This window comes from Eudoraea algarum, assembly GCF_050589645.1.
In the GTDB taxonomy this organism is placed as follows: domain Bacteria; phylum Bacteroidota; class Bacteroidia; order Flavobacteriales; family Flavobacteriaceae; genus JBNGOQ01.
Map to the genome: position 1 here is coordinate 287071 of NZ_JBNGOQ010000004.1, position 12802 is coordinate 299872.

Consider the following 12802-nt stretch of genomic DNA (forward strand, 5'->3'; position numbering starts at 1 on the left):
AGGGACACAAACATCATCAAATGGGAAATTTGAAACGGATAAGGAGTGGAATTTTAGGCGCTATGGCCGGCCTTGTGCTGCTGTGGAACTGTGTCGGGGAAACCGATTTTGGGATACCCGAGGGGATTTGTGCCAAGGATATGGAAGCCAACACCACCTTCGCGGAGGTAAAGGCATTGTTTGCTGGGGAAACTATGCAAATACAACAAGACCTTACCCTGGAAGGCTATGTGATATCCTCGGACCGTTCGGGGAATTTTTATGGCACACTACATCTACAGGACCATCCGACCCGGCCGACCGAAGGCATTCAACTACACCTGGACCTGAGGGATTTGCACCTGTTCTACCCACTAGGGAGCAAGGTATATGTAAGAGTAAAGGGGCTGTACTTGGGAAAACAGCAGGGTGTCTTTAAGTTGGGGGGAACATTTGATGCTTTTGGTCATCTTTCTATAGGGCGTCTTCCCGCCTTAAAAATCGACGAACATCTTAGCATCGCCTGCGAGGCACCGGCCCAGCTCTCCCCTAAAAAGATTACCCTAGCCGAGTTAAGGGAACAGATGGTCAATACCCTGGTGCAGCTGGACAGCATAGAAGTGCTAGAGGAGGAAGTGGGACTTGTCTTTGCTTTGCCCAGGGAAGACACGGAACGCAGGCTTAAAGACTGTCATGAGGGGGAAATTGTACTTCTGAACAGCGGGTTTTCCGATTTCCAGGACCACAGGCTGCCCGAGGGCAATGGAAGTATTACCGGGGTTCTGTCGAAAGGGAACAAAGCATATCGGTTGGTAATACGTGAGCTAGGTGATATCGATTTTTCCAAGGAACGCTGTAGGAAGGAACCGGAGGAATTCACCTCCCCGAATATCTTCATCTCCGAACTGGCCGATCCCTACAACCATACAGGGGCCCGGTTTGTGGAACTCTACCATGCGGGCACGGAGCCCATACCCCTAAAAGGGTGGATGCTGCACCGCTATACTAATGCCAATACGGAAGTAGGTTCCTCTATTGACTTGTCGGATCTCGTTATTGGGGCCAAGGGGACTGTGGTTATTTCTCCAAATGCAGCTGAGTTTGAAGGGGTCTATGGTTTTCCACCGGATTTGTCGAGTTCCAAAAACGGGCCGGCCGACTCCAATGGGGACGATAATCTGGTGTTGGTAGATCCCTTCGGAAGCGTGATCGATGCCTTTGGTGTCATCGGGGAGGACGGTTCTGGCACCAATCATGAATTTGAGGACGGTCGCGCGGTGCGGAACCCGGACATTTCCAAGGGAAATCCGGTATATGATTTTAAGGAATGGACACTCTATAACGATACCGGCGGGGCCGGCACCATAAAACAACCCCAGAATGCCCCAGCCGATTTTGGCCCTGGAAGGAGGGACTAGGTTTCCACAGGAATATGACAATTGGATTCGGCGCCCTAGTGATTTTGAAATCGCAGAAACAAGGAACGCTTTCCGGAAGATTTTATGTTTGAGCTGGATAAGGCGGAGTTCCAAAATTGGAGGAGCCAATTTGGCACCTCAAATTGCGGCGGCTAGGGGAGTGACTGCTGTCAAGCATAATCAACAGTTTAACGACGATTACGGTCAATTCTGCAAATAACTGCAAATGCTTTCTGGATAATACTGTATATTTAAGATATAAGCACTTATCATGTATCCAGTATTTTTTCTTTTCATTTTGCTGAGCTTCAGCCATATGAGCTATTCACAGGGCAGGGACTTGGAAAACCTACTGCATAAGAAGAGAATTATTGAATCCAAAATTGATGATTTAAAAGATTCGCTTTCAGTTCTACAAAAGGAAATTGCTAAGGTCAAAGAAGATAATTTCCAAATTGTACTTAATGAATCTAAAGACCTTTATACCTGTAGGGCTACAACGAGGATGAGAGACAAGCCTAGTGCTTTTGGAAAAATTTTGAAAATATTCGATCAGGATACTGAGGTAATGGTGATTTCTTTCGAAGGAGACTATTTTAGAATTCAAAGTGCATATGGCACGGGATATGTACATCGAACCTACGTGACTAAAGGAACAGCTAATACTAGTTCGTCGAATAAGCCTTCTATAACCAATAGCATCAAGTCCACCAACACTTCAGCTAGCAACTATAAGAGCATATCAGCTTCAAAAAAAAGTTATTCTGGGAAAAGTACTCCAAGGAAATATAAGTCTAAAACCTATTATAGAGGCCCAAGAGGAGGGTGTTATTACATTAACTCAAACGGCAATAAGACCTACGTTGATAGAAGCATGTGCAACTAACATATTCCCGATAATGAAGACTGTATGTTCCGTCTCACCAAAGCGGAATGGGAAAACTTGAAGTCGCAAAATGCGACCGCAAGTTGGGTAGGTCGCCGGAGCTTACCCTATGCCTGTACCGAATAGGGAATAGGCAATAGCGAAGAGGGCCCAATGAAGAATCCATAACCCCGAATTCATCAACCCATCCCTTTTTAACTCACTAACTCAACATTCATAATTCATTAACTCCAAATCCCAAATCCCAAACCCAACACCCTTCAACTCATCATTCATAATTCATCAATTCATGACCGCCCACTGTCAGCATACACCGCAGCCTGTGCCTCCGCTAAAGCTACGGCGACATGCGGATGGCGACATGTGGATGGCGTAGGTGTGCCCACTGCTAACTGCCTGCTATACTGCACCGCGCAACGCGCCATGCGCCCGGCGAAATGCCCACTGTTTCAGGGTTATTGATAATTGTTCACTGCCAGCTCATCACTCCAAATCCCAAATTCCAAACCCAACACCCTTAATTCATCATTCATAATTCATCAATTCATCACCGCCCACTGTCAGCATACACCGCAGCCTGTGCCTCCGCTAAAGCTACGGCGACACGCGGATGGCGACATGCGGATGGCGTAGGCGTACCCACCACCAACCATCAACCTCCCCAGCACAAGGATTTTCCCGTCCATAACCCTAATCTGACCACTTGTTACATCGGGTTTCCTTTGCACACATTTAAGCGCGAGTTTTGGTAAAACGAAAGAGGTTTCGGTCGTTTACGCGCACTATACACTTTTTGTTGATAAAAATACCGATCTTTCTTACAATTAAATAAGAAATAAATTATATATTAGGAAAGGTTTTATAACACAAAACAAATATGTAACACTTTTTAAACGAGAACCCCATGAATGTACCCCTTACCAACACATGGCACCCGACCCTACTGAAGCAATTAGGACCCAAAAAAAACCTATACCTGATCCCAACGGCCGGCGGCTTGGAATTTTCCTCCGCCTAGGTCCTCCCCTCCCATAACAAGCGTTCCCTTCCCCTCGGAAACGGGCACGTGATGAAAACAGCTCTGCACAGCGAACCGCCGTTACTATGAAGTAACGATCAAAAACTGTGTACCGCTATCGCATTGGACATTTTCTGTCCCTTGCCCGGGCGGCGTATGCCCTCTTGCAGGCAACCAAAACCGATAATACAATTGAAATCATGATCAAAAAAGTAATCCTTATCCTTTGCATCTTAAGTGCCGCCTTTGCCGTGGCGCAAACACCCCCAGAAAACGATTTTCAACTTCCCAGGATTATTCCCCCGGCACCCGATGTGCAGCAAATGGAAAAATACGGGGAAATCCCCATTGGCTATTATACCGGTACCCCCAACATCAGTATAGATCTCTACCAGATCTCTACCCGATCGGATCTAGCGGTGCCCATCAGCTTAAGCTACCACCCCTCCGGAATCCGCGTGGACGAAAAGGCCTCAAGGGTCGGCCTGGGCTGGTCCTTGAACGCCGAGGGCGTCATCTCCCGTAGCGTGGCCGGTATCAAGGAATTCACGGTCACAGGAACCCGCCCCACCGTAGGTAGCTTTGACCCCAACGACTATGCCAATCATATAGATGACTATAACTACGCCCTGGACGTCGTTGCCGGGGAAGAGGACTCGGAACCCGATGTTTTCCAGTACAATTTCCTGGGGCGTTCCGGGAAGTTTATTTTTGACGATGCGGGGGAGATCCACCTGATTCCCAAGGAGGCCATCACCATCAGTACCAATGCGCTCATGACCCAGTTCACTATTGTGGACGAGATGGGCAACAGCTTTCTCTTTACGGCCATGGGCATGTCCGTGGTAGGTTCCAATTGTAGCCAGGGGGGTGCTTCCAACTATTTGGGCAACAATGTCTCCACAAGTTGGAAACTGACCAAGATCACCACCTATACCGGGGAAGAGGTGAACTTTGTGTACCGCTTCTTCAACTATCAATATATCCTGGCCAAGGAGGCCACCGATTATTTTCCCGTGAGCATTCCCGCAGGTTGTTCCACCAAACCCCCGGAAAACTGCGAAAAGACCATCACCCATAACGAGCCCGTATTGGACCGTATCGATTTTACCAACGGGAACGTGCAGTTCACTTATTCGGACAATGTCTCCTATCCCATCAACGGATCCAATACCCGGACCGATTTCTCGGGGAACCACGCGCTGCGGAAGATTGCCGTTTCGAACAGTTCCGGGGCGGTCAAGACCTACGAATTTATCTACGATTATTTTGGTCCCACGGGCACCTCCACAGAGGATGACAATCGCCTAAAGCTTACGGAACTCATTGAAGTGAGCTCGGAAAAGAAACACCGGTTCACCTATAACGAGACGCAGAACCTCCCGGCCCGTTTTAGCTATTCCCAGGACCTTTGGGGTTTCTATAACGGCAAGAGCAACAGTACCATATTGCCGGAGACCTATTATGGCGGTTCCCTGATCGCCGGGGCGGACCGTTCCGTGAGCACTACGCATTGCCAGGCCGGGGTACTGACCAAGATCACCTATCCTACCCAGGGGACCTCGGAGTTCTTCTATGAGTCCAACGACTATTACTTGAACCAGTCCACCACGGAATACACGGCCGGAGGGCTGACCAAGTACCCCAATTTTGAGCTGGTCAACGAAAACACCAACCCTTTTAGCATCCAGAGCGGCTATCAAAATTTGCGGCTTATCATCGATAACCAATGTGGGAACGATCCGGACCAGTTGATCCTGGAGGACGGTGCCATCGCCAAGATCATCAACAGCAGTCAGCAGGAGGTGGGGCGTTACATCGTTTCGGGTACCTATCCGCTTTCCCTGGCACCCGGCAACTATACACTGGAGTTCGAGGTGGACGGTCCCGGCTGTCTCTTCTCCGCCAAATTGGCTTGGCATACGCAGCAGACCATTGCCCCGCACAACGAACTTACCGGGGGGCTCCGCATCCAAAAGATCAAGAACTATGACGGCATAGATTACGAGGAGCGGACCTATGGGTATACCAAGGAGGGCTCTACGGAATCCAGTGGCAACCTGCAGGGCATTCCCCAGTTCCATTATATCATCTATCAAGAGAACCAGACCAATGCCAATCTCTGCTCCTATCTGGGCAGGGGACATTCAAGCGTATATGCCCTGGCCACGGCCCTGGGCAATTCTGTGGGCTACTCCCGGACCACGGAGATCAACAAGAGCGAAACGGGCAACGGCAAGACGGTCTACCACTTTACCAATGATAGTGATACCTATGGGGGTACGGCGCTCAAATTTCCCAATGTGCCCCCCACTTCCTATTCCTGGAAACGGGGGTTGCTGTTGAAAAAAGAGCTGCTGAACGGCAGCGGCAGCAAGGTACAGGAAGAGATCAACACCTATGCCTTTGACACCAATTTTATAAGCAGTTCCTCGGAAAGCCATGGGGGCGATAAGCTGGCGGCCGGCTTTGTGATCCGGCAGGCGCAGGCCGAGTTCTTTCCCAACAAGGCCACCTTTGCCTGGGACTACTACTATATTACCAGTTCCTGGGTAAAGCCGGTCTCCAAGCAGACCATAAGCTATTTCCCCGACCAGGTCTCGCGCACGGAAAACTATTATTACGACAACCTGGTACATCTGCAGCGCACCCGTACGGAGACCACGGACAGTCAGAACCAGGCCCAGCAGCAAAAGATATACTATCCGGATGACGTGACCGTCGCCAGCAGCCTGCCGGGAGGTGACCTGACGGCAAGGGAACTGGCCGTGATATTAAAAATGAAGCAAGCAGGGGTTAGTCCCAAGATCGGGGCGCCTGTACAGGTGCACCGCAAGACCGATGGGGAGGAAATGATTACCCGTACGGCCTATGATTCGCTTGCCAACGGCATTAAGATCCCCAAGCGCCTCTACTCCATAAAGGATATGGGGACCATGGAGTCCCGTGTCGTGTTCCACGAATACGACGATGTGGGCAATGTGATAGAGGTGGCCCTGGAAAACGGCACCCATATCGCCTATGTCTGGGGATACAACAAGATGTACCCGATTGCCAAAATCGAAAATGCTACCTACACAGCGGTGCTGGCCGGATTTGATGTAAGTGCGCTGCAAACTACCTCCGATCAGGACATAAACATAGCCACCGAGAACATTTTGAAGACTTCCTTGAATTCGCTCAGGAACGATCCCGATTTCGCAAATGCCATGGTGACCACCATGACCTACGATCCCCTGGTGGGGGTCACTTCCATTACCGATCCCAGTGGCTATACCACCTCCTATACTTACGACAGCTTTAACCGGCTCAAGGAGATCGTGGACCAGGACGGCAAGATCATTTCCCATTACCAGTACAACTATAAAAATCAGTAAGCATGAAAATCCTAAAGCAACTCACAATATTGGTACTCCTCATGGGGATGTGCCTTGCCCACGCACAAAATGACCGTAGCGATGGGCAACACCCCGTCGTGGGCAGTTGGATCTTTGACGCCAGCACTTTTGAGACCCGTATGGATCCAGGTACCAAACAGCGTCTGGATACCATCCCCGCACACAAGAATGCCATTATGGCGTTTTATATCGGCAGAACGGAAACCTTTTCCCTGGATGGAAGTTATACGGTTACCCTTGCCGACGGCAGCACCCTGGTGGGCCAATGGGCCGCACAGAACAACAACATTGTACTGATAACGACCCCGGACGGGTCGGTCTTCCGCAAGCGGATCTCCTTCCCGGCACCAAACCGGCTGGTGATGGTCAACATTGCTTCCGGGGACACCAAGAGCATCATCACCGAAACCCACTTTGTTAAAAACTAAAACCGAAAGACCATGTATTACAGAACACAAAAAACAACAGCAAGTCCCATGACTTTCGGAAAAGCCCTCTGGGGACTGTTCCTTTTGCTCTGCTGCTTTCCGGCCCTATACGGCCAATACAGTTTGACCGGCCCTTCCCCCCTAAGTCAAAATGATACCAGGACCTATACCCTAGCGGGACCGGGGGTTACCAATACCTTATGGACCGTTTCCAATGGTGCCACGATCACGCTCAGTTCCAACACTTCGGTCACCGTAAAATTCAACAATACCGGCAATACCACCATTTCGGCCTCCATTTTGGGGGCGGATTGGAACGCCTACAGCGCCTCGGCCACCGTCTCGGTTTACGGGATTCCGGCCAATCCCGGCAACCCCACTATTTCCAGCAACAATTGCGGCCAGACCACCCTGCAGCGCAGCGGTTCGCCCGCAGGGGGCATCACCTGGTACTGGCAGGGGAAAACTTCCAATGGTACCAGCACCACCAAGGGGTCCGGGTCCACCTATGTGGCCAATGAGGGCAACGGGACCTATTACATCCGTGCCCGCCACAACACCACCTTGGATTGGAGCACAGGCTCAGGAAGTGTCTCCGTTACCACCGCCAATCTCAGTGCCGGGGGCATCACGGGCGCACAGACCATCTGCTATGCGGGGAACCCAAGTACCATGAGCAGTACCAGCTCGGCCAGCAATGGTAGTGGCGGATATACCTATCAATGGCAGTATTCCAACAATGGTAGCAGTGGGTGGACCAATATTGGCGGGGCCACGGGCACCAGTTACAATCCGCCGGGCGGACTTACCACTTCGCGCTGGTACCGCAGAAGGGTCTCCTCCTGTAGCGGACAGTTAAAATATACGAACACCATAAAGGTCACCGTGCGCGCCAACCTAAGCGCCGGCACCATCAATGGGGCCACCAGTATCTGCTATCGTGGCAATCCCGGGCTGCTGGGCAATGCCTCCTCCCCTTCCGGTGGCGACGGCAGCTTTGCCTATCAATGGCAGATTTCCAGTAATGGTAGCAGTGGATGGACCAATATCAGCGGGGCCACCTCCAACACCTACAATCCCCCTGGGGACCAGACGCAGAGCCAATGGTTCCGAAGACGGGTCATTTCCTGCGGGCAGACCAAATATTCCAATACGGTTACCGTAACAGTACACCCGCTGCTGGTAAAACCCACCGGTTCGGAAACCGCCAGTCGCTGTGGTAGTGGCACCCTGGCCTTGACTCTTACCCCAGGTGCCAGTGCCAATACCTTACGATGGTATACTGCGTCGACCGGAGGCTCGCACCTTTACCAGGGCTCCACCTATACCACGCCCACGCTCAGTAGCAATACCACCTACTACGCCTCGAGCTATGATACGGGATCGGGCTGCGAATCTACCGTGCGCACGGCTGTGGCCATTACCATAACCTCTGGATCTACCTATTATGAGGATAGTGATAACGATGGTTTTGGAAACCCTTCGGTTTCCACCAACTCTTGCACCCCACCGGCCAATTATGTGAGCAACAACAGCGACCATGACGATACCACCGAACACATCTCAGATATAGCGCCCCAGACCTACTATAAGGATACGGACGGGGACGGCTATGGCGATGCCAATGATACCGGCTATTTTAGTTATAGCCTGCAGGGCTATGTGAGCAACAGTACGGACGAATGTCCTACCACCTATGGCATTAGCAATGGCTGTACCTACACCCCGGCTGCCATGAGCGATGAGAACTACGTCTACGTGCGCAATTTCCAAAAGGCGGTAGGCAGTTCCACCGATCCCGCCCTGATCAAGGACGATGCCGATGTCATAGAGCAGATTACTTATTTTGACGGCCTGGGCCGGCCCATGCAGGAGGTGGCCATCAAGGCCAGTGGCAGCACCCCGATGAGCAGCCTGCCCGAATGGACGATGGACTGGACCGCGGGCAGCGGCGGCACGGCCTTCTTTAACCAGAACGGGTCCACCAGCGAGAACGAGCGCGAAATGGGCCTCAACCCCTTTGGGAACAGCGACCTCCTATGGAAGTGCGGTAACGATACGGCCTCCAACGCCGATGGCGGCTGGAACACGGATTACTTCAACGTGGACAAAACGGCCACTTACCGCTATACGGTCTGGGTAAAACGCAGCTATTCCAACGATGGTACCACCTACCATGGTACCCAGAACGTGAACAACCTGGACGGTACCGCCAATGGCAACCCCTATTTCTGGAACGGCGACCTGCCGCAGTTGAATCAGTGGTACCTCTTGGTGGGGGTGATCCACCCCTATACCTATAGCGGTGGCGATACCGGCGAGAGCGGAGTCTATGACATGCAGGGAAACAAGGTGCTGGACGGTACGGAGTACACCTGGCGCTCGGACACCACCACCTCGCGGTTTAGGAGCTATCTCTACTATGCCACCAACACCAACGTACGGCAGTTCTTCTGGAACCCCGTATTGCAGCAACTGGACGGAACCCAGGCCAATGTGGGCACGCTATTGATGCAGCAATTGCCCAGTGATGTGGTGACCCAGATCAGTTATGACGATTATGGGCGACAGGCGAAGGACTTTCTTCCCTATTCCGAGCCCAACGGGACCATTGGGGCCTATAGGGGGGATAGGACCGCGGCCACCAAACAGTATTACGAAGCCCACTATAAGGGGGACTACCCCACCCAGTCCGGGGCCAATGTGAACGCCTTTGGGGAAAAGGAATTTGAGGCCTCGCCCCTGAACCGGGTGCTGAAACAAGCCGCCCCCGGGGAGGCCTGGAAACTGGGCAGTGGCCATGAGATCGAGTTTGATTATAAGACCAATACGGCCAGTGAAGTGCGCCTGTTCCAGGTAGACTTTACCAATGACGATACCGCCCTGCCCACCTTGAGCGAGGAGCCCGCAGGCTATCCCGCAGGAGTCCTCTATAAAACGGTGACCAGGGACGAGAACCACAGCAGCGGTACGGACCATAGCACCGAGGAGTTTACGGACAAGGACGGGCGGGTGGTCCTAAAGCGCACCTACAACAGCGGGGCGCATGACACCTACTACGTCTATGACGATTACGGGAACCTCAGCTTTGTACTACCGCCCAAGGCCTCCGAGAACGCTACTATTACCCAGGCCATTTTGGATGATCTGGGCTACCAGTACAAGTACGACCACAGGAACCGCCTGATCGAGAAAAAGGTAGCGGGCAAGGGTTGGGAATACATTGTCTACAACAAACTGGACCAACCCATTATGACCCAGGATGCCAACCTTGCGGCCCAAAACAAATGGCTCTTTACCAAATACGATGCCTTTGGCCGGGTGGCCTATACGGGACTTGCGGATGTAACGGCGACCCGGGCACAGGCGCAAACGGCGGCCGATGGCACCAGCGCCCAGTTCGAAACACCCAGTGGCAACTTTTACACGGTGAACACCTACCCCTCCCTGGCCGCGTTTACCCATGAACTGCATACGGTAAACCAGTATGACGATTATAGTTTTGACCTGGGCGGATATGTTATCCCTACTACGGTACTGGGGCAAACGGTAAATCAAAGCGTTAAGGGACTGCCTACGGGCACCGGCGTACGCGTGCTGGGAAGCAATCCGGAGAAATGGGTGAACAGCCTTACGCTTTACGACAACAAGCGCAGGCCCATATTGGTAGGCACGGTCAATGAGTATTTAGGGACCACGGATATTGTGGAAAGTAAGCTCGACTTTGCCGGGAAGGTGGAAAAGACCAAGACTACCCATACCAAGGGCGCCAATGCCCCTATTGTGACCGAGGAGGTCTTTACCTATGATCCGGCAGGGCGTGTGGTGCAGCAGACCCATAGCATCAACGACGGTACGCCGGAGCTGATCGCCAGCAATAGCTTTGACGGTACCGGGCAGTTGGTGCAGAAGCAGGTGGGCAATGACGCCAATAACAGTCCGCTTCAGATGGTGGACTACAGCTACAACACCCGGGGTTGGCTTACCCGCATCAACGATGTTGGGAATATAGGCAACGACCTCTTCAGTTTTCGCCTGGGCTATAACGAAGGCAGCAACCCGCTCTACAACGGCAATATTGCCAAGAGCGAATGGAAGACGGCCAATGTCGATCAGAGCCTTAAAAGCTATACCTACACCTATGATGCACTCAACCGGATCAAGAAGGCGGTCGATAATACCGGGAACTACAACCTCCATAACGTGGTCTATGACAAGAACGGCAATATCACCGCCTTGGACCGTAAGGGGCAGGCCGACCTCAATGCCACGATCTTTGGTTTTATGGATGTACTTGCTTATACCTATGATGCAGGGAACAAACTGCTCAAGGTATCGGACAATGGCCCCGTATACGGCTTTAAGGACGGCACCAATAGCGGGAACGACTATACCTATGACGCCAACGGCAATATGATCTCCGATGCCAACAAGGGTATTACAAGTATTACGTACAACCATCTGAATTTACCTACACAAGTAACCTTGGGTTCCGGAAATATTCAATATATTTACGACGCCACGGGCGTAAAACAGAAGAAAGTTGTAAACGAGACCGGGCTAAGTTCTGTGACAACCGAATATGCGGGCAATTATATCTATGAAGGCAGTGCCCTGCAGTTCTTTAACCATGCGGAAGGCTATGTGGAGCCCAATGGCAGCAATTGGGACTATATCTACCAGTACAAGGACCATCTGGGGAATATTAGGCTTGCCTACCATAACTCGGGTGCACCTTCAAGCCCTACCCTCCAAATCAGGGAAGAGAACAACTACTATCCTTTTGGGCTTAAGCACAAGGGGTATAATGGCGGACAGGTCGGTAGGGACCATAAGTTTGAGTTTCAGGGGCAGGAGATTGATAATAGTCTTGGTTACAACATGCACGAATTTGAATTAAGGCATTATGATGCTGCGATAGGAAGATTCGTTACAACCGATCCGTATGAACAATTTGTATCTCCTTATGTTGCAATGGGTAACAACCCTGTGGTCTCGTTTGATCCTGATGGGGGCAACTGTTTGGATGCTAATGGCAATGCTGTTGCCTGCCCTGATGGAGACATATACGATCAGTACAGAGGTAGCGATACAAACCATATAAATGTTCTTGAGGGGGTTACTTTAACTCCCGCCGACAGTAATACGTCACCAGATTTCAGAACAGATTATGATTATTCTGAGGAAACCATCCCGGGAAAGATGCAGGAAGACCTTGACTTCATAATCAACGGAGAATTTTCACTTCCCAGAGTGGCAGGAGTACCTTCATTACCCGCCCTGGATAGATTCGCCTTAGTGCTAATTAGAGATATTGAAGCTGACCCGGAGGCAGCTGATGACGCGTTAACTGCGGTTACGGCTATTGTCCCTCTTAAAATAAAAGGGGTAGCAACAAGTTCACGTGCATTAGTAAAAAATGCTGGACTTCCAATCAAAGGAAAGATTCGTTTTATTCCAAGACCTTCGGACATAAAGAATGGCAGATTACATAAGAAAGATGGAGGTTATGTCGATAAATTTGGTAATATTTGGAAAAAACCATCCGGTAATATCATTGGAGAAAGACATTGGGATGTCCAACTATCAGCTAAAGGCAAAAAGCAATTGGGTCACTTGTCAAATAGCGGCAACCACCTAAATGTAAGTGTGGACGGTCGAATTGTTCATTAATT

The 12802-nt window shown here is 51.1% G+C and carries 6 protein-coding genes and 1 pseudogene; all 7 read left to right on the top strand.

The window, feature by feature from the left end:
- Positions 1-20: 20 nt before the first annotated feature.
- Complete coding sequence (locus ACRD67_RS16405; protein WP_430968311.1) at positions 21-1397, top strand: DUF5689 domain-containing protein; 1377 nt, start codon at positions 21-23, stop codon at positions 1395-1397.
- A gap of 63 nt (positions 1398-1460) precedes the next feature.
- Positions 1461-1553, top strand: a pseudogene (locus tag ACRD67_RS16410) (ORF6N domain-containing protein); the annotation flags it as partial.
- Between the two features lie 115 nt (positions 1554-1668).
- A complete protein-coding gene (locus ACRD67_RS16415) occupies positions 1669-2283 on the top strand; it encodes an SH3 domain-containing protein (RefSeq protein ID WP_430968312.1) in 615 nt (204 codons plus the stop codon).
- Positions 2284-2307: 24 nt separating this feature from the next.
- Positions 2308-2409 (top strand): ORF6N domain-containing protein, encoded by a 102-nt coding sequence (locus ACRD67_RS16420; RefSeq protein ID WP_430968313.1) that lies wholly within the window; start codon positions 2308-2310, stop codon positions 2407-2409.
- A 1092-nt stretch (positions 2410-3501) separates the two neighbouring features.
- Positions 3502-6678: an RHS repeat domain-containing protein gene (locus tag ACRD67_RS16425; protein WP_430968314.1), complete on the top strand. Its 3177-nt coding sequence runs from the start codon at positions 3502-3504 to the stop codon at positions 6676-6678.
- A 2-nt stretch (positions 6679-6680) separates the two neighbouring features.
- A complete protein-coding gene (locus ACRD67_RS16430) occupies positions 6681-7127 on the top strand; it encodes a hypothetical protein (RefSeq protein ID WP_430968315.1) in 447 nt (148 codons plus the stop codon).
- Between the two features lie 12 nt (positions 7128-7139).
- Positions 7140-12800, top strand: coding sequence for a DUF6443 domain-containing protein (locus ACRD67_RS16435; RefSeq protein WP_430968316.1), 5661 nt, complete (start codon positions 7140-7142; stop codon positions 12798-12800).
- The last annotated feature ends 2 nt before the right edge of the window (positions 12801-12802 follow it).